The organism is Halomonas sp. 3H, from assembly GCF_024206005.1.
In the GTDB taxonomy this organism is placed as follows: Bacteria; Pseudomonadota; Gammaproteobacteria; order Pseudomonadales; family Halomonadaceae; genus Halomonas; species Halomonas campaniensis.
The window spans coordinates 2,114,859-2,136,884 of record NZ_CP100360.1 but is presented as its reverse complement, the minus strand read 5'-3'; the positions used below and the strand labels follow the sequence as shown (position 1 = coordinate 2,136,884).

Here is a 22,026-nt window from a genome sequence, read left to right as displayed (position 1 = left end):
TGTTTCCCTTCTCGTTTGTGTCCTGCGTTCCAGGCTCGCCCTGATAACGGGCCATGCCAGTACCGCCTCGTCGTCTCCCATTCCGCCGCACGGCGCGGGGTTCCATCCGGTGTGATATCGCCACGTTAACCGGGGATTCCCGGGGCCAGGTCAAGATCCCGTCCTTCACTTGCCCCTATGCTGGAGAGAGCGTTAGCCAGCGGCGCCGCGATCCTGCTGGCGTTGCCACAGCCTGTCCGGAGGCCACCGAGATGAACATTCAGCACCGCATCGACCGTCCTTATGAAGCCGGCTGCATCGAGGTCTACGGAGATGAGCCCTTCGAGTGGCGCATCCTTGACCATGCCGGGCACCTCGTGCGCGACAGCGCCGGCAATGGCAGCGGCACCGGGTGCGGCTACGACTCGTCGATCCTCGCCCTGCGTGATGCCATCGCCTTCGATGCCGACGACAGCGTGGTGCCGATCTTCTTCCGCCACGGCGCCGACGCCGAACGGGAGAACGCCGCCCAGGCCCACCGCAGCGCCGACACCCTTCGCGCGCTGGCCACTGCGCTGAAGAGTGCCGCCAGCCAGGCACAGCTGGACAGCCGCCACGCCACCGACGGCGAGGCGCAGGAGTACCTCGACGCGCGCATCGAGGCGATGGAGGGTATCGTTCAGGAGCTGGAGGAGGTCGCCGGGCGGCTGCACCTAGCCACTCGGGCCACGGCCGGGTAGAGCGGCAGGCCTACTGGATCAACACCGGGGTATCGATCTCAACCAGGGAGTGGAGCAGGCGTACCTGGTCGTTCTCGACGGCCAGGCAGCCTTCGGTCCAGTCGACACGCCGATTCAGGAAGGGGTCGCGGTTGCCCAGGCCATGGATGCCGATGTCGCCCCCCAGGGCGGTATTGGGGTAGGAGAGGCGATGCTGCTGGTAGTAGCGGCGAATCCGCTCGGCCTCTTCCAGGGTGATAAGCCCTTCCGCCAGCGCCTGGTCGGCCACCCGCGGGTTCGGGTAGTTGATGCCGATGAAGGTGGCGTACTGACTATTGGGGTTGATCCGCTCGACCCGGAACTCCCCCTTCGGCGTCATGGCGCTGCCACGGGTGCGCAGGTTGACTGCGCCATTGATGCCGATGGCGAAGTGGGGGATCTCATGGATCACGTGCCGGCCGCGCACCACGGAGAGGGTGCGCTCCTTCACGCTGATATGCAGCCAGACCACCCCGTCCTCCACGGGCAGCAGGCTGATCCCCGTCTCGACGTTATCCAGGAAGTGCTGACCCGGCGAGTTACCCACGTAGCCCGACGGTGGCTCCGCCGTGTCGATCAGCGACGCGCCGGCAGGGCCGGCGGCCAGCAGCAGGGGCAGCAGGGGCAGCAGGGTAAGGGCAAGGCGCTTGAGCGAACGGATGGGCATGGACGGCAGCATGGTGTGATGAAGGTGGTCTATGAGCGAAGGTGGGGAAATCTACCATGCCCTGACGCCCGCTGGCAGGGCCTCCAGGCAGTTTCAGTCAACCATACCTTTGGACGGTCAAGAAATGTTACATGGCCCGCTTCGGCTACTGTGAGCCCGTTCGAGCCGGTGATACCCTAAGCCGATTGGGTGACTGCCCATGGCAACAAATGGACTTAGCGGCTTGAGCTGGTGACAGGGGATGTGGGCCCCGTTTGCCAACCTCTTCGCTGCTTCCAGCGCGTTTCCCTTTGTGGCAAGCAGGTGGAGGCGTGGGTAAAGGAGGCGGGTATGCAGGAGCACGGGATGCAGGAGCAGGGTGCGCAATCCGGGGGGATGCAGGCGAGAGACATGCAGGCGCGTTACGCCCCCGGTGCGCGGGTGGTGATCCGCGATTGCGAATGGATCGTCCGCCGGGCCGACCCCAGCGATGACGGCGGCTATGTGCTCACCGTGGACGGCCTCTCGGAGCTGGTCAGCGGCAAGAGCGCGCGCTTTCTCACCCGGCTGGAGGAGGGCGCCGACGCCATCCGCGTGCTCGACCCCGCAGAGACCCGCTTCGAGCAGGACCTGACCCCCGGCTTCGAGAAGAGCCGGCTGTTCATCGAGACCCAGCGCCGCCAGATCACCCCGGCGGATGCCCGCATCCACCTGGGCCACAAGGCGGCCATGGACCCGGTGCCCTACCAGCTCGACCCGGCCCTGCAGGCGCTGAAGCAGAATCGCCAGCGCATCCTGATCGCCGACGCCGTGGGTCTGGGCAAGACTCTGGAAGCCGGCATCCTGATCACCGAGCTGATGCGCCGCGGCCGCGGCAAGCGCATCCTGGTGCTCACCCTCAAGAGCATGATGACCCAGTTCCAGAAGGAACTGTGGAACCGCTTCACTATCCCGCTTACAAGGCTCGACTCCGCCGGCCTGCAGCGGGTGCGCAACCATATTCCGGGCAACCACAACCCCTTCTACTACTACGACAAGTCGATCATCTCCATCGACACCCTCAAGCAGGACAACGAGTACCGCCGCCATCTGGAAGAGGCCTACTGGGACATCATCGTCATCGATGAGGCCCACAACGTGGCCGAGCGGGGGACCAGCTCCCAGCGAGCCCGGCTCGCCCAGCTGCTGGCGGGGCGCTCGGATACCCTGATCATGCTCTCCGCCACGCCCCACGACGGCAAGGCGAAGTCCTTTGCCAGCCTGATGAACATGCTCGACCCCACGGCGATCTCCGACCCGGACGACTATGCCCGGGAGGACTTCCGCGACAAGGGCCTGGTGATCCGCCGCTTCAAGAAGGACATCCGCGACCAGGTGCAGCAGGAATTCAAGGAGCGCGTGGTCAAGGACATTGTCCTGGACGCCTCGCCCCAGGAAGAGGCCGCCTATCAGGCCCTGCTAGACGTGCCCTTCACCTATCGCGGCGAGCACTCGCCCGAGCGCAACGGCCAACTGGTGCGCATCGGCCTGCAGAAGGCGATCTTCAGCTCGCCTGCGGCGGCGGAGGTCTCGGTGGCCCAGCGCATCAGGAAGCTCGCCGGCAGCGAGGCGAGCCCCCGCCAGCCCAGCGACGACGAGCAGGTCGAGATCCAGGCCCTGGAGAGCCTGCGCCTGGCGCTGCGCAACCTGGACGCCCCGAGCTTCGGCAAGTACCAGCAGCTGCTCGCGCTGCTGAAGAGCAACGAGTTCGGCTGGAATAAGAGCGACACCGAGGACCGCCTGGTCATCTTCTCCGAGCGCATCGAGACTCTGAACTGGCTGCAGGGGCGGATGCAGGTGGACCTCAAGCTCAAGGGGGAGGCCATCCAGATCCTCCACGGCGGCATGAGCGATATCGAACAGCAGGCCATCGTCGAGGCCTTCGGCAAGCCGGAAACCCCGCTGCGCGTGCTGCTCTGCTCCGATGTGGCAAGCGAAGGCATCAACCTGCACTACCTCTCGCACCGGCTGGTGCACTTCGACCTGCCCTGGTCGCTGATGGTCTTCCAGCAGCGCAACGGCCGGGTGGACCGCTACGGCCAGAGCGAAACTCCCATCATCACCTACCTGATCAACCGCAGCGACAACCCCAAGGTGCGCGGCGACCAGCGCATCCTCGAGATCCTCAAGGAGAAGGACGAGCAGGCCTACAAGAACATCGGCGACCCGGCCACCTTCATGAAGGTGCACGACCCGGAGGCCGAGGAGGCCCTGACCATGGAGGCCATGGCCGAGGGCACCGATGCCGCCGCCTTCGACGCCCGCTACCAGCCCGACGACAGCAACGAGGGCGACGACCTGCTGGCGCTGTTCCTCAACCCCGAGGCAGCGGGCTCGCCCCAGCCGGACGGGGGTGACTCGCCCACCGTGGAGCGCTACAGCCTCTTCCCCGGCGACTTCGAGTTCGCCCGCCAGGCCCTGGAGGCGCTCAACCGCGAGCGGCGCCAGGTGGAGTTCAGCGCCAACCCCGAGCGGGCCACCATTACCCTGACGCCGCCGGACGACCTCGACTACCGCTTCCGCTTCCTGCCCCCGGAGATCCGCCCGGAGCACGGCAGCCTGGTGCTCACCGCCGACAAGCAGCGCTTCGCCGAGGAGATCCGCCGCAGTCGCCAGGACGAGAACGCCTGGCCCAAGCTGCACTACCTCTGGCCCCAGCACCCCGCCATTCAGTGGCTGGAGGAGAAGCTCCTCGCCCAGGTGGCCCGCCACAGCGCCCCGGTGCTGGCCCTGCCCGAGTCCCCCGCGATCAACGACACCCTGCCCGCCGGCGAGGCGGTCTTCCTGGTCAGTGGCCTGATCCCCAACCGCAAGGCCCACCCGGTGATCTGGGAGTGGTTCGCCATCCGCTGCCGCCCCGGCCGGGCGGGTGCCGGAGAGCAGAGCGAGGTGCTCGAGGTGCTCGACGCCGAGACCTGGCTGCCGCGCCTGGGGCTTGACGGCAAGCTGCCCAACCGCGCCCGGCCGCTGGCGCTGGAGCCCCTCGAGGCCCTGCGCCGGCCGGTGATCGCTGCCGCCCGGGAACAGATGGCCCAGCGCCAGGCCGAGTTCAGCGCCGCCACCCGGCCGGAGCTGGAGCGGCAGCTCGCCGAGCTCAAGGCCCTGCAGGCGCGCCAGGTCCACCAGCTGGAGATGGCGCTGGAAAGCTCCCGCCAGGCCGAGCACTTCAAGGCCAGCCGCCGGGAGCAGCGCCTGGGCCGCATCGAGGCGGTGTTCGACGACTACCGCACCTGGGTGGAGGACACCCTCACCATCGAGCCGGTCCCCTTTATCCAGATCATCGCCGTGCTGACCCGCGACCCTGAGTAAAGGGCTAGATTGAAAGCGCCCGGCCGACGGAAGCCGCAGGGCAAAGGAGCAAGAGAACATGGCCGTTCAGGACACCGCCGCCACCTTCATTGGCCTGACCAACGACAACGAATTCTTCAGCGCCCACTACCTGGCCGAAGTGTTCGAGGGCGACCTGGCCGAGACCCTCAAGGCCTGGGAGGCCGAGGGCGAGCCGCCCCATCGCGCCCTTCGCAACCTCCACCAGGGCTACTTTGCCCTGCGCCACCGCCTGAAGAGCGAGCGCAGCGCCGTGGAACGCATCCGCCAGCAGCGCGACTTCTTCCGCGAGCTGATGGGCGTGCTCGGCATTCCCTGGCAGCCCCACAACCGCGAGGTGGCCGCCAATACCGAGCTGCCGGTGCTCGCCGCCCTGGGCGACAAACTCTGGGTGCTCGGCGCCCTGGACCCGGAAAACGAGGGCGAGGACCCGCTCTCGCTCACCCTGGACGCCCGGCAGTTCTTCGGCGAAGGCCCCCACTTCGACGCCCTGGCGGGGCAGAGCTGGTACCAGATCCTTGACCAGGCGGTGCTGCGCCAGGCCGCGCCTCATAATGAGAGCCCGCCGCGCTGGGTGCTGCTGCTCTCCGACCGCCAGGGCATCCTCGTCGACCGCTACAAGTGGTCCCAGAACCGCATGCTGCGCTTCGATTGGGAGGAGATCCTCGGCCGCCGCGACGACCGCACCCTCAAGGCCACCGCCGTGCTGCTGCACCGCGAGAGCCTGGCGCCCGTCGATCAACAGGGAAACCCAGGCCAGAGCCGCCTGGACAGCCTGGACGAGAACAGCCACAAGCACGCCTTCGCCGTCTCCGACGACCTCAAGTACGCCCTGCGTCAGGCCATCGAGCTCTTGGGCAACGAGGCCGCCGAGCAGCTGATCGAGCAGGCCCGCAGCCGCAAGGAGGGGATCTACAGCGGCCAGAACGCCCTGGACCCGGAGCAGCTCTCCCGGGAGTGCCTGCGCACCATGTACCGCATCCTTTTTTTGTTCTACATCGAGGCGCGCCCGGAGCTGGGCTACCTGCCCGTGGGCGACGACACCTGGCGCCAGGGCTACAGCCTGGAGAGCCTGCGCGACCTGGAGATGGTGCGCCTGACCAGCGACGAGAGCCGGCAGGGGCGCTACTTCCACGACAGCCTGCAGCGCATGTTCGCGCTGATCTACGAGGGCTACCGGGCCAGCCGCCAGGGCGACCAGCTGCACCAGAGCACCGCCAACGCCTTCACCCTGCAGGGCCTGGACAGCCACCTCTTCGACCCGGCCAGGACCCCGCTGCTCAACCGCGTGGTGTTCAGCAACGCCACCCTGCAGCGGGTGATCCAGAGCATGTCGCTGACCCGCCCGAGCACCTCTGCGCGTGGAAAGAGACGCCGCGGCCGGGTCAGCTACACCCAGCTCGGCATCAACCAGCTCGGCGCCGTTTACGAGGCGCTGCTCAGCTACCGCGGCTTCTTCGCCACCGAGGAGCTCTATGAGGTCGCCCCCAAGGGCAAGAACATCAACCCGGACGAGCTCGATACCGGCTACTTCGTCACCCGGGCGCAGCTGGAGGAGTTCCACGAGAACGAGCGCGTCTACGACTACGTGGAAGGCAAGAAGACCCTGCGCGTGCACCCGAAAGGCAAGTTCATCTACCGCATGGCCGGGCGCGACCGGGAGAAATCCGCCAGCTACTACACCCCGGAGGTGCTCACCAAGAGCCTGGTGAAGTACACCCTGAAGGAGCGGCTCACCGACGAGCTAAGCGCCGATGAGATCCTCGACCTGACGGTGTGCGAGCCCGCCATGGGCAGCGCGGCGTTCCTGAACGAGGCGGTCAACCAGCTCGCCCAGGCGTATCTCGCCCGCAAGGAGCAGGAGCTCGGCCAGCGCATCCCCCACGAGGCGTACCAGCAGGAACTCCAGCGGGTGAAGATGCATATCGCCGACCACAACGTCTTCGGCGTGGACTTGAACCCCATCGCCGTGGAGCTGGCCGAGGTCTCACTGTGGCTCAACGCCCTCTCCGGCGGCCACAGCGTGCCCTGGTTCGGCTACCAGCTCTTTACCGGCAACAGCCTGATCGGCGCCCGCCGCGAGGTCTACCCGGTGCGCGCCCTGAAGAAGCAGGCCAAGGAGGGCTACTGGTACAACCAGGCCCCGCGCCGCCTGCCTCCGGAAACGCTGCTAAGCCACCCTGTAGGAGCCCAGATGTCTGGGCGATCAGACGATGACGCCGGCGCTAGCCGTCGCTCGCACGAAATCTACCACTTCCTGCTCCCCGACCCCGGCATGGTCGGCTACAGCGACAAGGTCGCCAAGCAGCTGCGCCCCGAGGCGTTCCAGACGATCAAGGCGTGGAAAAAGGCCTTCTGCGCCCCGCTGGACGACGACGAGATCCGCACCCTGCAGAGCCTTTCCGACGCCGTGGACCGCCTGTGGCGCGAGCACACCCGGATGCTGGCCCAGGACCGCCAGCGCACCCAGGACAGCTACACCCTGTGGGGCCAGGCGGGCGGCGAGGAGCGCCACATCAGCACCCAGGCCAAGGACGATATCCGCACCAGCGGAATCTTCAATACTCACGCCCGCATCGCCTCGCCCTATCGGCGGCTGAAGCTCGCCATGGACTACTGGTGCGCCCTCTGGTTCTGGCCCCTGGAGAAGGTCGACCAGCTGCCCGACCGCCAGAAGTGGCTCTTCGACCTCAACACCATCCTCAACAGCGCCGGCACCTTCGCCTTCGCCCCCGAGCAGGAGAGCCTGCTGGGCGGTGGCGACCCGGTGGAAGACGGCGCTGGCGAGGACCTGTTCGCCAAGCCGGTGGAGGACCTCTTCGCCGCTGACGAGCCCCAGCAGAGCCTGCGCGAGGAGACCCGCGCCGCCCGCGAGGTGAGCAACCAGCGCGGCGAGCTCAACCTGGAGAAGCTCTTCAATAACCCCTTCTTCGCCACCCTCAAGCTCGCCAATGAGCTGGGCGAGCACTACCGCTTCTTCCACTGGGAACTGGCCTTCGCCGATCTCTTCGCCACCCGCGGCGGCTTCGACATCACCCTGGGCAACCCGCCCTGGCGCAAGGTGGAGTGGCAGGAGGGCGGCATCCTCGGCGACCACAACCCCCGCTTCGTGCTCCACAAGCTCAGCGCCAAGCAGCTCACCGACCAGCGCGAGGCCGCCTTCGCTCGCAGCTCAGAGCTGGAAACCGCCTGGTTTGCCGAGCTGGCCGAGGCCGAAGGCTCCCAGGCGTTCCTTAACGCAACCCAGAACTACCCGCAGCTCAAGGGCGTGCAGACCAACCTCTACAAGTGCTTCCTGCCCCGTGCCTGGGCTCATGCCAATGAACAGGGCGTCAGCGGTTTCCTGCACCCGGAAGGCATCTACGATGACCCCAAGGGTGCGGGATTTCGGCGGGAGCTTTATCCGCGTTTGCGCCAGCATTTCCAGTTCATCAATGAGACCAAGCTGTTCGCTGAGGTGCACAACCAGACGCTGTTCAGCATCAACGTCCATGGCCCCTTCAGAGCACCGGTGTTCAAGCACATTTCGAATCTGTTTATTCCCGGCACAGTCGACATGTCCTTTGCCCATGATGGTAAAGGACAGGTGCCCGGCATCAAGGAGGAAATGGAGCTGCCGGATGGCCGGGTCAAGGTGAAATGGAACTTCGATGGCCACCGCGACCGCATCATCGAGATCGGTCAGCATGAGCTGGCGCTCTTTGCCCAGCTCTACGATGAAGCCGGTACCGATGCTCTGGAAGCCCGCCTCCCGGCTCTGCACGCTCGGCAGCTGACCAATGTGCTGGAGAAATTTGCCGCCCAGCCCAGGCGACTGGGCGACCTGAAAGGGCAGTACTTCTCTACGGTGATGTTTGACGAAACCTATGCCCAGCGAGACGGCACTATCAAGCGGGATACCCAATTTCCGGAAAGCCCGGAACAGTGGGTAGTCTCAGGCCCCCACTTCTTTGTCGGCAATCCGTTCTACAACACGCCTCGTGCGGTGTGTGAGACCAACAAGGCCTACGACACCCTCGACCTGCAGACCCTGCCGGATGACTACCTGCCGCGCACCAACTATGTGCCCGCCTGCGACACTGTCACCTACCGCGACCGTACCCCGCGTGTGCCCTGGGTGGAGGAGGGTGAGCATCGAGAGCGGCTGGTGACGGAGTATTATCGGCTGTTCTGCCGTAGACAGCTTAGCCAATCAGGTGAGCGTACCCTACTTGGAATGATCGCTCCTAAAGGGGTGTCACACATTCACCCGGTTATTTCCACCACCTTCAAAGATCAGTCTGTGATGCTGGACTTTGGCGCAGCTTGCGCATCTCTGGTCTTCGATTTCTGGCTTAAAACAACTGGAAAGGGCGATTTATACGAGTCAGTTCTTCGTCTGATGCCGTTGGTTACTGATGAACGTATCAGGTTCCGCGGTCTGCTACTTTGCTGCCTTACCAAACACTACGCCGAACTCTGGCAATCCAACTGGCAAGGCTCCTACCGCCAGCAGCAGTGGGCCGCCGCCGATCATGCCCCCGAAAGCGCCTTGCCCCGGGATTTCTTCGCCAACCTCACCCCCGAGTGGCAGCGCCATAACGCCCTGCGCAGCGACTACGCCCGCCGCCAGGCCCTGGTGGAGATCGACGTCCTCGTCGCCCAGGCGCTTGGCCTCACCCTGGAAGAGCTGCTCACCATCTACCGCGTGCAGTTCCCGGTGATGCGCCAGTACGAGGCCGATACTTGGTACGACCAGAACGGCCGCATCGTCTTCACCCCCAGCAAGGGCCTCGTCGGCGTCGGCCTGCCCCGCAAGGCCAAGCCCGCCGAGCTGAAGGAGGGCATCCACTACTCCTTCGAATCCCCTGAGCGTACCGAGTACGACGTCGCCCTTGGCTGGGAGGACATCAAGGAGATGCAGGAAGGCGTCGTCCGCAAGACCTATGAAGACGACACACTCCCCGACGGCCCCTGGGAAACCACCGTGGAGTACAAGGCCCCGTTCTTCCGCCCGGATCGGGAAGAGGATTATCGGGTGGCATGGGAGATTTTTGAGGAGGAGGCATGATATGAGATTTCACATTATTTCAGCTTTTTTGTTGACTATCGCTTTTTCAGCCAACGCTTGGTCGGCGACGTACAATACGCGCGACTACCGCAATCATGGTGATTGGGCGTCGCTGGAACTTTACCTCGGCAACGAGCGCACCTTCAGAGCTGCAAACTCAACAAGTTATTCGGATACTAACTTCACTGTTGACTATTATCCGGGGCTATGCGATTCCCCTGTTTTTACCTCGCGAGTTGAGATGGAGGAGAGGTATTCTTCCACGGGGGATTTTGGTTATTCGCAAGCTGATTTTCGGGTTGATACCAGGGATATCCAGAATGGGCTTGTGAAAATGGAGGTCGAGCGAGGTGATTCAGGTCTGTATTTGAACTATGTAATCCCTGACAAGCAGGCTTTGTCTCGTGATATGCGTAATGGCCAAGTGCTTAGGATTAGAATAACAAGAGAGGATGCTGAGACAATGTTTTTAGAGTTCAGCTTGCGTGGCTCAATGGCTGCAATGTCTAGAGCGGCTTCAAAGTGTTATGAGGTGTCTCAGGGTCCGGGTAGGTTCTTTGATGATAGTGGTTCCTCAAGTAGTTCACCAGAAAACTTCTTTTGATAATAAGGGAGAGGGTAAAATGAAAAAAATGATCGCATTGGCTGCTATTGCTTCGCTGACAGGTTGTGCAGCTGCTGGCGTTTCAAACATGCAGCAAGGAAATATTGATAACAACTTTGTTTTTGATCAGAGTTACGATGAAGTTTGGAGCAGTACGGTCGAGTGGTTTGCAAGCAATAATATACCTATTGACAATGTTGACAAGGCGTCGGGGTTGATTTCCTCAAATTATGGATTGAACCCCGGCATGGGTGTTGTGGACTGTGGAGAGCCTACCGGTAATATTGGTCTTTACAGAGCGCGGTTTGAAGATATGTCTGGAAATATCAACATCATTGTCAGGGAAGTCGGCCCCCAAGAGACAAGAGCGACAGTGAATGTTTTTGGTAACGCTTTGGTGGTTGTAAGGAATGCCTATGGCGTTGTTAGCAGTGCTAACGTCAGGTGTGTTTCCACTGGATCCCTGGAGTCAGGATATGAAAGCTTCGTAAGGATGAATTAAATATACCGCGGTCAATATTTGATCAAATGTTGACCGCTTTTTATTCTTCAGGGAGTTTTTCTCTTCCTGAAATAAATGGCAAGGATTGTATGAAGCAATTCAAAATATTTGAATACCCTGAAGGGCGCCACGAAGCCGTCAAGCAGGGCTGGTCCTGGCCAGGCTTCTTCTTCGGTCCCATCTGGGCCCTCGTCAAGAAGATGTGGGGGCTCGGCGCCGGCCTGCTGGTCGCCGTGATCGTGCTCGCCATGTTCCCCGTCGACACCGCTATCGGCGGCCTGGCCACCCTGATCTCGCTCGGGATCTATGTCGCCTGTGGCATCAACGGCAATCGCTGGCGCGAGAAACACCTTTCAAGCCGTGGCTATGATCATGTGGATACCGTCTCTGCCTCGAATCCCGAGGGTGCCGTGGCGCTGTACCTCAAGGGTCGGCATGCAGATGAATAGCCATGGAAAGCAGTGATACGCAGGGAGTTGTACAACCATGAAGATTTCGACGCTGCTCGACCAGATCGATAACGGTCAGACGGCGCTACCCGAGTTTCAGCGCGGCTACGTGTGGAACCGCGACCAGGTTCGCGGCCTGATGACCTCCCTCTACAAGCGCTATCCCGTGGGTAGCCTGCTCTCCTGGGCGACCGATGCCACGACGGTAGGGCACAGGGGCGACCAGCAGCTCAATGCCGGCACGGTCAACCTGCTGCTGGATGGCCAACAGCGCATCACGTCGCTCTACGGCATCGTGCGCGGCAGGCCACCCGCCTTCTTCGATGGCGACGAGCGTGCCTTCATGGACCTCTATTTCAATGTGGAGAACGAAGAGTTCTCTTTCTACATGCCCAGCAAGATGGCCAACGACCCAAAGTGGATCAGCGTGACACAGCTGATGATCGACGGTGCAGAGTCGGTGACCGAACGACTGGCTGAGTCCCTGGAGCTGAGTTTCAAGGAGGGCAGTCGGTACAATAACCGGCTCAACCGGCTTCGCGATGTCCGTGATATCGAGGTCCATGTGGAGCAGATCTCCGGTCAGGACAAGACTCTGGACGTAGTCGTGGAGATCTTCAACAAGGTCAACAGTGGCGGGACCAAGCTCTCCAAGGGTGACCTTGCGCTGGCACGTATCTGCTCCACTCAGCCGGATGCACGGGCCAGGATGCGCAAGGCCCTGGATGACTGGCGGGCTCAGGGTTTCCACTTCTCCCTTGACTGGCTGCTTCGCTGTATCACCACCCTGACCACCAACGAGGCCAAGTTCTCCTTCATCCACGACCTGGACGGCCAGCAGTTCGTGGTCGGGCTGAACAAGGCGATCAAGCACATCAGCTATCTGCTGGATGTGATCGGCGACCGCCTTGGCCTGGACCATCAACAGGTCCTCACAGGGCACTACAGCTTCCCGGTGCTCGTGCGCTTTGTCGAGGAGCAGGGCGGCAAGATCACCGACAAGGTCACCCTGGATGCGATGCTCTTCTGGTTCATCCATTCGGCCATCTGGGGGCGCTACTCTGGCTCGACCGAGAGCGTGCTCTCGCGTGACCTCGACATCCTGCTCGACAACCAGCCACATGGGATCCAGGCGCTGATCAAGGAGCTGCATCTCTGGCGTGGCAGCCTCAAGGTTCGCGCCGACCATTTTGCCGGCCATACCCGTGGTAACCGCTTCTATTCGCTGCTCTACCTTCTTACCCGTACCGGTGAGGCGCAGGATTGGGGGCTCGGGATTGCGCTCAAGAAGAACATGCTGGGAAGCAACTCATCCCTGGAGCTGCATCACATCTTCCCCAAGCATCGGCTTCGCGAGTTTGGCTACGACCACAAGCAGGTCAACTCACTCGCCAACTTCTGCTTCCTGACCAAGGGCTCGAATCTCAGCATCTCCAATCGCCTTCCCGTGGAGTATTTCGAGGAAGTGCTCAAGAGCTACCCGGATGCGTTACAAAGTCAATGGGTGCCGATGCAGCGTGAGCTGTGGGCGATCGAGCACTACCCCGATTTCCTGAAGGCGCGGCGTGAGCTCCTCGCCGAGGCGACCAATCGACTTCTGGAAGAGCTCTACCATTTCGATGACAGCCAGGACGCCACGGTTATCGCGGAGTCGGTACGTGTCGTCCCGGGCGGTATCGAAAGCGAGGAGGAGGAGCTACAGCTGCGTGAGCTGCAGGCGTGGATGGAAAGCCACAAGCTGCCGACCGGTGAGCTCGAGTTCGAGCTGGATGATTCCAAGAGCAGTGAAGCCCTGGCAATTCTGGACCTGGCCTGGCCCGATGGAATCCAGCCTGGCCTGAGCGCCCCAGCAGTGCTGTTGCTGAACGAGGATGGCGACGTGATCAAGATCGCCAATCGTTCCGGCTACCAGGTCTTTGAAGATGTTGACCAGTTGAAGCGTCATGTGGCGGAGCAGGTCCTCGATGACCCCCTGGCGGTGCTTCCAGCCTGGGCGCAGCACCTGGATGATATGGAAGCCGTGCCCATCGTTGAGTGGATCATCGACCAGGATCTGCCCGAGCCGGTCATCGGGCAGGACGTGGAGGATGCCAAAGGGGAGGTCGTGGGGAACTTCGAGCTTGCCTGGCCGGAGCACCGAGTGGGCATCTGGAACGAACATGGTAAGGCGTCCCCAATTCCGCCAACCCTGGCAGGCTGGCACCTCTACCACCTGGAAGAAGTACGCCAGGCACCCTACCTGCTGTCACACCAGCTGGTTCAGCAAGCCACTGCATGAAGGAGGGCTCGCCAGTATGAAGATTACCCAACCTTCAGTCCTGATACGGATTTCCCGCAGCTGGCATGAAGGGATCTCCGATGAGGAGCTCTATGAAGTGACGCGTGGGGTGTGGAGGATTGGCAAGCGACGCGAGCGGGTCGAGCTGGCCTTGGCAGTTGCAGGCGGTGTCGTGCGCGAGGTTTACCGGGTGCTGTCATGGCACCCGGCAGGTTCCACTTCCTACCATACGAGGCCTCTCGAAGACGTCTACATCGACGGTCGCTGGGAATTCGTGGAGGAGGTGGCTGGTGAAGACGAGAGGCATAGATACAAGGGCATGGATGTGTCAGGGTGGTTCGAGAAGGGTAGCAGTAATCCGATACTGTACATCAATATTGGGTGATTTCTCTTTTAAAGTTATCGGGTAGTGTAAAGAATGATTGATTCGGTTTCGCATCTTCTTCCCAATTTTCATGCCATGAATATTTCCCGGTATCAGGAGCTTGTGGTGAGCGACTGGTTCTGGCTGGGAATGATGGCGATCATGATTATCGCCATTATTTCACTTTCTCACTATTATATTAAGTATCGTAGAAGTGTCAGGCTGGTTGAGAGTTTGATAAAAGGCCAGACGCGGGAAGAGCTGGCCTGGAAGCGGCAGGAAATCCTGGAGAAGGCGCAAAGCTCACGCGTCAAGGCTGGAAAGCTGTGGGAAGAGTTTGACGAAAGCCTGGTGTACTCTCCTGATAGGGATAAGCTTTATAATACTCTTGACGCCGACCATTTCTTCAATGGAAGAACATTAGCCTACGGCTTGACGTCAAGCCGTCTGCTGGCAGCCACACCGACCTTTCTGACTGCGATCGGTGTGCTGGGTACCTTTATTGGCCTGACAATTGGTTTGAGAGGCCTTCAGGTCGATGCTGATGATGTCGATACCCTCAGGGTGGGTATCGCGAGCATGATAAATGGCGCCGCTATTGCCTTTTTGACATCAGTATGGGGTATTGGGCTGAGCCTGCTACTTAATGTTATCGAAAAGCTTGTGGAAAGAAGTGCGCTGAGGCGTATCAACAAGCTTCAGCATACTATTGATTTTCTCTATCAAAGAATGCCAGCTGAGCACTCTCTGATGCATATTGCTGAGTCCAGTCAGGCAAGCAAGGAAGCACTTCAGGAGCTTCACGAGCGCATTGGAGACAGGCTTCAGGAAACCGTGTCAGGAATGAGCGAGGCCATGCAGCAGGCTATCTCAGACTCTCTTAACAATGTCATGGCACCAGCCATACAGGCTCTGGTTGATAATGCAAGCAATCAATCAAACGAGGTCCTTGAAAAGCTTGTTTCGAACTTCATGGAGGGTATGAAGACAGCAGGGAGTGAGCAAACCAAGGCACTTGGAACTGCTGCTGAAGAGGTGAATCAGGCAGTAAGCTCAATGAGTACAAGGATGGATGAACTCTTCACGAAGCTAACTGAGCAGCAACAGAAAAGCGGTGAGCACGTCGAGACCACATCTCGCGAGCTGTCCGAGCAGCTTGACAGGCAACGCGAGACAGCCATGGAGCAACAGTCTGCGCTGGCGGAGAAGTTTGAATCCTTCATGGAACGCATGACAGAGTCGATGGATACCCAGTTCCATCAGGCATCTGAGCGGGATGAGCAACGGAAGCGAGCACATGAAGAAAGTCTTCAGAAGATTTCTGAAGATCAGGCTGCGGCGATTGAGCGCCAGGTTGCCTTGGCAGAGGAACGGGATCAGGTGCGCGCAGCTCAGTTTGATGAGCAGCAAAAGGCTATCGAAGAACGGTTCGGTGGTCTGGTAGAAAAGCTTGTCAATGCGCAGCAAGAGTTGATGAGACAGGTTGGAGAGGCATCCAGAACTGCAAATCAGCACTTGACAGGTATATCGTCCCAATACGAAAAGCTATCTTCCGCGCTAAGCGAGGTGGCAAGTTCTGCTGAACGTAGTAGTCAGAACATGACAAATAGCTCTGCCCAGCTAGGCACCTTGTCGGCTAATCTTCACAAGGCCACAGTGCTTCTTGATGAAAGGGTCAGTGCCGTCACAGAAAGCCTGGAGAAAGTGTCAACCAGAAATAGTGAAGTGCTTTCTGGCATCTCCGAGCACGCGCGTACACTTGCGAGCATGCAGGAAGCCATCAGCGATGCTGCCCGTCAGCTTGATTCTGCTGCGAAATTCGCCAATGAAGGTTTCAGCGAGCTTGGCAGCCGTAATGACGAGTTTATCCGTAAGCTGCGTGATGAGTTTACGCAGCTTGGTGATTCACTGAGTGAGCAGGTGGAAAACATTGAGAAGCAAGCCGAAGAGTGGCTTAAGACATATAGCCAGGAGGTTCGCGAGCAAGTTTCCGAGAGGATGGAAGCCTGGAATACCAATACGCTGTCGTTTGCCGATCAGATGAAGAGAACTGTCACGGCAATCAGCGGTATTGTGGATGATCTGGAGCGTCGCTGATGAGTTTTAATAGACGTGGGAAGTCTCCAGTAGACGAAGAGAATCCATACTGGATGTCTTTTTCGGACATCATGTCGGTACTGCTGATAATATTTATTCTGGCGTCGGTCGTTCTTATTGTCCAGCTGATGGAAATCAGGGAGCAGTTGGAGGAGCAGCAGCAGGAGTTTACCGAAGAAATTCAGATGCTGCGCCAGGCTGAAGAAGTTCGAAGAACGATATTGCATGAAGCAGCCGAGGAGCTGCAGCGGAGAGGCATACGCGTTTCGGTCAGCGAGAACGATACGGTACTGAGTATACCGAACGACATTCTCGGCTTTGATACAGCTCAATTTGATCTCGGCCCTCAGTATCAGGATACCGCAACTCAGATTGGTAATGTTCTTGCTGATGTAATCCTTCAAGATGACCGGGTGGATTATCTAGACACTGTGTTCGTTGAAGGTCATACAGATAATCGGCCCTACCAAGGAATGATGGGCAAGGGCAATTGGGGGCTCTCGGCTTTTCGTGCCATTTCCCTCTGGCAGCACTGGCTGGAGGTTCTTCCGGATGGGCGACGGCTGGATACTTTGATAAACAAGGATGGCCATCCGATATTTTCTGTTAGTGGCTATGCTGATACTCGGCCTGTTACAGAGTTTCAAGAGACAGAAGAAGAGCTCAGGGCTAATCGGCGAATTGATATACGATTTACCATCCGTCGCCCCACCGTGGAAGATTATAGAGCGGTGCAGGATGCATTTGTAGGTGATTCGCAGTGATTTTGCCACCTCTCGAGCTTGTCAAGATAACTTGGAAGTCCTCGTCTCTTGAACCGTGGATTGAGCTTGTCGAATCGACAAGGAAGATTGAAGACGACGTCGGCCGCGGTGATGCCTACCTCAAGGCTGAAGAGAAGCTACTGGATGTGGTAAGGAGCCGAAACTTCGGGGTGTTACCAGCTCTGCTCAAGAAAAGGGTAGCCGTTCGGGCCCTCACCCAGCTGTGGCTCGATGATTCTGACGTGCTCAAGAGATTGATGAGCCCCAGGCTGCTTGAAATCATGGTTGACGCTCAGCAACCCCGGCTAGGTAGAGTGCCGCTTCTCAATATGCTTCAGCTATACTTTCAGGAATTTGACAGACTAGATCGCTATTCCTCGGAAAATGATGATTCCTTGAGGGAAGTATTTGAGGATCTCCTTGTTGACCAGATAAAAAAGGTTGAAAATCTGGGCGAAGAGATGACTGCAGATGACCTGATCTCGGCTGTAAAGCAACAAGGCGACTGGATTCTAAAGATTGATGGGCCGGCGCATCTTGTCAAGCTTGCCATCAAGAATGGTATAGCATTAGAGGATGCATTCTCGAAGTTTGGATTGAAAGAGTTTGACCGCGGTCGATATGCTGATATCTGTCGCGCCCATTACTATATAGAAAAGCTTCATGAGATAGATGAAAAGGAATGGTCTCCTGTCTTCGATGAGCTATTGCATCACGACGTCTCCAAAGCGCCATATGGAAGAGAAGGGAAGCGTATAGGGCACGCCGCCCTGGAGGTTCTGATTGACCGTGTTACCGAGGCCAGTGAAGCCTGGCAGGATTTCATGCTGAGCCTGGCCGGCGATCCGCGTGTCTCGAGCAGGGTCAAGAGCTATCGGGAGTGGTGGGCCCCCCTTGGTGAACAAAGGGTAGAAAAGGTGCGTGGCTGGTTTTCCAAACAGGATCTCCGTCTCTTTCTTCAGGCCCTTGAGCAATATGGTGAATCCACTGGTAATTCTGAGCTTAAGAGGATGTTTCCCGCCCGAAGAACCTTTCTGGAAGGGTTGTTTCGGCTCAGGATGATCAAGAGTACCAGGTTGATGCTTGGCAGCAAGGCTGAGTATTCAGTCAGGAAGATTTTGAAGAATGAGTTGAAGGTAAACTACATAAAGCTAGACGGGCAGCTTTCCGACAAGGCAATTATTTATCTGGATTGTGGTGATTTTCACTTGATTGAAGGCTCGCATAGCTTCAAGCTTTGGGTGTATCTGGCTCCGCCAAGCCGTAAGTATGTGGGCTATGAAGTGACGAGTCTTTCCCACTTTGAATTAACACAAATGGTGCCTAAGACCTACAAGAAAGACTATCCCAGCCTCGAGTATACCGCCGTTGTTCATAGCCCTTCGACTTGGCAGAACAAGGTGTTTGAGTTTCTGTCAGAAAACGGTATTAGCCTGGATGTTGAAGCCCTCCTCAGCAAGCAGGATTATAGAAGGTATGTGGAGAGGTTTGGGCTTCCCGTTGTGAGGCCGGCGAAAAGGTTTGTATCTAGAGTATCTAGTGAATCTGCCAATAATGTTGGTACTGATCATAAAGAAAGCCAATCAAATGCTGATCGTGATCAGAGTGTTCTCTCACCTCTGGCCATTCAGATATTGCTTTATCTCCACAGGCACCCTGACAGCAAGGCAAGGGATATCTCCAGGCATTTGGGTCTTCCATTAAAAGCTATCAATCATGTGCTGCATTTGGACCTGAAGGGGTACTGCATACAAGTCTCAAACTTCAACTGGATCAACTCGGGCGAAGGCGAGAGAGTGCTGAAAAACAGCGGGGTGCTGGGTGATGAAGAATAAGCTTGCTCAAGTCATCAGGAGGATTCTTCCTGACACTACGGATCGCCAAGACGGGCCGGAAAGCTTTGAGATTAGGTTTGATGCTGATGGTGTCAAGCTGTACCTTGAGAAAGTCGAGTTTGAAAGGTTTCTTTCCGGTGGGGGTGCGCCCAACATTAATCTTCAGGGCGTTGTCCTCCGTATGCTTGAGGAGCAGGAGCTTGCCTCGCGATTTCCTAATGGATTCAGTCTCGACGCTAGTGTTGCCGCCTCTCTTGATAATGAGCAGGCAGAAATTCTGGGGCTCCCGCCACGTTTTTCTGGTGAGTTCAAGGTTTCCATTGATGGGCACTCAAGCAGCAAGGCTTTCTCTGTAAAGATACTTCCAGAGCTTGGTGGAAGTAAGGCGCCTTGTCGTATCAAGGGCGCTCTGATGGAAGTAGGGTCTGGTCACCGCTATCTTCTCGACCAGCCGCAGATGCAAGCCTTTCAGGCCCTTGACAGGCATTCACTGCTTCCCGAAAATTTAAAGACGAGCAGTGAGAATCTGTTGCTTCTGGCAACATTGCAATTAGCCAAGCGCAGTGGCATGAATATTGATCTTAGCCACTTTGAACGAATCAATGTGGAAACGGCTGAAGATGTTGGCGTTATTGCAAAGCAGTTGCCCGATGGCAGCCTGGAGCTTTTTCCCAGTATAGGTGAGGGGTATGGCCTTGATGAGATAGAGGGGAGGTTAGGTCAGCTTGATCTGGATGAGCGTGGCGGCGTAATTAGAATAAAAAACAATGTTGTTATACTTGACGAGGAGAAGATGGGTGGTATCAGGGAGGTGATGAGTAATCGCCGAATTCCTGCAGAGAGTGTTGCCGATTTTATCAAATCTCCTTCTGCGTTTCTTGATGCCTCTCTTGTTAATCTGGACCTTGGATTCTCGGTGCGGGTGCTTGGTGTAGGTAAGATCAAGCACATGGACTTCGGAGGTCTGGGGCAAGGTGAAAGCGACTGGTTCGGTGTCGAAAGCTCGGCTTCACCTCCTGAGATTATCAATAAACTTGTCAAAAGCCATGAGGAGCTTTCGGAACTTCAGGATAAGATTGATGCAGCATACTCTCAGGGAGCACAGACGATTGACTTCCAAGGAGAGAGCATTGATGTATCTGACCATGAAAAAGTGGAAAGTATTCTTGGCAAGGTGGCGGCTTCACTTGATAAGCCTGAGGAGTCAGCAGCTGCCCCAGAAGACTCTGCCGAGAAAAGTGAAACCCAGGTCGGTGTCATTGTAAAAGATGCCGAAGATGTCGGCGAGAAACTATTAGAAAAGCTCAAGCATCATAGCCATCAGCATCAGGCTGACTGGGAGGCTTATGCTAGACAACCCTTCCCTCATCAGGAAGAGGGTGTTAACTGGATGTTGCGGTTGATTGAGCTAAGTGCTCTCGACGACTCTGAAAGCTTTGAGCGCATTCAAGGCGGACTTCTGGCCGACGACATGGGCCTCGGTAAGACATACATGTCACTTGTTGCCATCAATGAGTATCTGTCTCACAGGAAACTGCAAGGTCTTCCGGAGAAACCTGTCCTGATCGTTGCTCCTCTAAGCCTACTCGAGAATTGGGAGCAGGAGGTTTCGCTGACTTACAAGAGCATTCCCTTTAAAGATGTCAAGGTATTGCAATCCGGAAGAGATCTTTCTGAATTCAAGAAGAAAGGGGAGAGGCGAGAGTCCGTTCAGGCATCTGAGCTCCTGGACGAGGAGGGTCAGATGGAGCCCGACAAGATACGCTTTGCTCTTCACGTAGGCCCTGATGCAGGTGTGAAGAGGCTTGATGTCAACAGGCGTCTCGTTATTACCACCTATCAAACGCTTCGTGACTACCAGTTCTCTCTCTGCCTCGTTGACTGGGGGATGGTGATCTTTGATGAGGCGCAAAACCTCAAGAACCCCAACACCCTGCAGACCCATGCGGCAAAAGGGCTTAATAGTGATATCAAGATATTAGCGACGGGCACACCTGTTGAAAATTCGCTGGGTGACTTCTGGTGCCTGATGGATACCGCTCAGCCAGGGCTTCTGGGGGATTGGACCTATTTCAGGGATCGCTGGGTAACCCCGATACTTCGTGCCCAAGAGGACGAAAAGGATTTCGTTCGTGGTTCGGTTGGGAGCGACCTGCGCAAGGCTGCCGGTGATTTCATGTTGCGTCGTATCAAGGAGGATCAGCTATCAGCCCTGCCTTCGAAGAGCATTCTTAGTGGCGTGCCTACTGCCTCCCATGGGGCTTCCTATAATCCTAAGCTGTCTTGCTCCATGAATGGTTCCCAGCTCTCGGCCTACAATGAGACGATTGAGTCGTATCGAAAGCGTCGCGCAGAAGAAGACGATGTTCGTGGCTTTGCTCTTTCGACGCTTCAGAAGCTGAGGGCAATATCTCTTCATCCGCGAGCTAATGAACCGTTGCAATCTCTTGTTTCCAAGCCTGGCTCATATCGTATGATCATGTCAGAGTCGGCAAAGATGAAAGTGACCCTTGATGTCCTTGATGAGATAAGATCAGCGCAAGAGAAAGTTATTATATTTATACTTTCTAAAAATGTGCAGCGCTTCATGAAGGTGTGGCTAGACAAGATTTACGGCCTTGATGTCAGTATTATCAATGGGGATACATCTGCGGTAGAAAGAAAAGGTGACAGCCTGACAAGGAAGGGGCTGATAGAGCAGTTCGAATCCGTTGATGGCTTTAACATCATCATCATGTCTCCGGTAGCGGCTGGTGTTGGCCTGACAGTCGTGGGTGCCAACCATGTCATTCATCTGGAGCGTCATTGGAACCCTGCCAAGGAGGCACAGGCTACTGACAGGGTTTACCGTATTGGGCAGAAGAGAGACGTCTACATCCATATTCCAACCGCCTTGCATCCTGAATTTGATTCATTCGACGTCCACCTCGACAGGCTGCTCAGTGGAAAACTGCTGTTGAAGGATGCAGTTGTCACTACAGACGTGGTCAGTGAGAGTGAGGTGATGAAATCTCTTGGCCTGGATTGATTTTGCTTCAATTCAACAAGCAGCTCGTTAACGATGCAGCGATGCTCACAGGGGAGGTGGGTCAAGCCTTGTATCCAGAGCAAAGGGCTCCTCGATCACTTCTTCGTAAAGCCCCTCCGCCGTCACCGGGTTCATGACGATGTTCCAGCTGTGCCGGTAGACCGTGGAGGGGGCGGTGATGAAGGGGGGCTGGTCCAGGAGTGTATCGCCATGGCTCTGCTGGCCCTGGCCCTGGCCCTGGCCGGGGGAGCTGGGTACCAGCCAGTTGGGGTTGGTCGGGTGTCTGCGAGGTAAATGGCCAACCGA

Annotated in this window: 13 protein-coding genes; 12 read left to right on the top strand and 1 reads right to left on the bottom strand. The window is 57.9% G+C overall.

All coding sequences use genetic code 11. From position 1 onward, the window contains the following. The first annotated feature begins 251 nt into the window (after positions 1 to 251). Positions 252 to 719, top strand: coding sequence for a hypothetical protein (locus NFC98_RS09940; protein WP_254274838.1), 468 nt, complete (start codon positions 252 to 254; stop codon positions 717 to 719). Positions 720 to 729: 10 nt separating this feature from the next. Here the strand turns inward: NFC98_RS09940 and NFC98_RS09935 are convergent, their stop codons facing one another. Then, positions 730 to 1,404 carry a murein L,D-transpeptidase family protein gene (locus NFC98_RS09935; RefSeq protein ID WP_254274837.1) on the bottom strand — a complete coding sequence of 225 codons (675 nt, stop codon included), beginning with the start codon at positions 1,402 to 1,404 and terminating at the stop codon, positions 730 to 732. 390 nt (positions 1,405 to 1,794) lie between these two features. Between NFC98_RS09935 and NFC98_RS09930 the strand changes: the two genes are divergently transcribed. From NFC98_RS09930 to NFC98_RS09880, 11 genes are all read left to right on the top strand, one after another. Then, the gene (locus tag NFC98_RS09930) at positions 1,795 to 4,731 is read left to right on the top strand and encodes a DEAD/DEAH box helicase (RefSeq protein WP_254274836.1); all 2,937 of its coding nucleotides are present in this window, start codon (positions 1,795 to 1,797) and stop codon (positions 4,729 to 4,731) included. 58 nt (positions 4,732 to 4,789) lie between these two features. Further along, on the top strand, positions 4,790 to 9,799 hold the full coding sequence (locus NFC98_RS09925; protein WP_254274835.1) for a hypothetical protein: 5,010 nt from the start codon (positions 4,790 to 4,792) through the stop codon (positions 9,797 to 9,799). Between the two features lies 1 nt (position 9,800). After that, entirely contained in the window at positions 9,801 to 10,403 is a 603-nt protein-coding gene (locus tag NFC98_RS09920; protein ID WP_254274834.1) for a hypothetical protein, read from the top strand. 19 nt (positions 10,404 to 10,422) lie between these two features. Further along, entirely contained in the window at positions 10,423 to 10,905 is a 483-nt protein-coding gene (locus NFC98_RS09915) for a hypothetical protein (RefSeq protein ID WP_254274833.1), read from the top strand. An 89-nt stretch (positions 10,906 to 10,994) separates the two neighbouring features. Further along, positions 10,995 to 11,354: a DUF2628 domain-containing protein gene (locus NFC98_RS09910; protein ID WP_254274832.1), complete on the top strand. Its 360-nt coding sequence runs from the start codon at positions 10,995 to 10,997 to the stop codon at positions 11,352 to 11,354. A 37-nt stretch (positions 11,355 to 11,391) separates the two neighbouring features. After that, a complete protein-coding gene (locus tag NFC98_RS09905; RefSeq protein ID WP_254274831.1) occupies positions 11,392 to 13,632 on the top strand; it encodes a DUF262 domain-containing protein in 2,241 nt (746 codons plus the stop codon). Positions 13,633 to 13,648: 16 nt separating this feature from the next. Further along, a complete protein-coding gene (locus NFC98_RS09900; RefSeq protein ID WP_254274830.1) occupies positions 13,649 to 14,017 on the top strand; it encodes a hypothetical protein in 369 nt (122 codons plus the stop codon). A gap of 105 nt (positions 14,018 to 14,122) precedes the next feature. Further along, positions 14,123 to 16,093: an anti-phage ZorAB system protein ZorA gene (gene zorA / locus NFC98_RS09895; RefSeq protein ID WP_254274829.1), complete on the top strand. Its 1,971-nt coding sequence runs from the start codon at positions 14,123 to 14,125 to the stop codon at positions 16,091 to 16,093. Beyond that, positions 16,093 to 16,857, top strand: a complete 765-nt coding sequence (locus tag NFC98_RS09890) for an OmpA family protein (protein WP_254274828.1) — start codon at positions 16,093 to 16,095, stop codon at positions 16,855 to 16,857. The genes zorA and NFC98_RS09890 overlap by 1 nt, the downstream gene beginning before the upstream one ends. Continuing rightward, positions 16,854 to 18,692 carry an EH signature domain-containing protein gene (locus NFC98_RS09885; protein ID WP_254274827.1) on the top strand — a complete coding sequence of 613 codons (1,839 nt, stop codon included), beginning with the start codon at positions 16,854 to 16,856 and terminating at the stop codon, positions 18,690 to 18,692. The genes NFC98_RS09890 and NFC98_RS09885 overlap by 4 nt, the downstream gene beginning before the upstream one ends. Further along, a complete protein-coding gene (locus NFC98_RS09880) occupies positions 18,682 to 21,720 on the top strand; it encodes a DEAD/DEAH box helicase (protein ID WP_254274826.1) in 3,039 nt (1,012 codons plus the stop codon). Before NFC98_RS09885 ends, NFC98_RS09880 begins: the two co-directional genes overlap by 11 nt. The last annotated feature ends 306 nt before the right edge of the window (positions 21,721 to 22,026 follow it).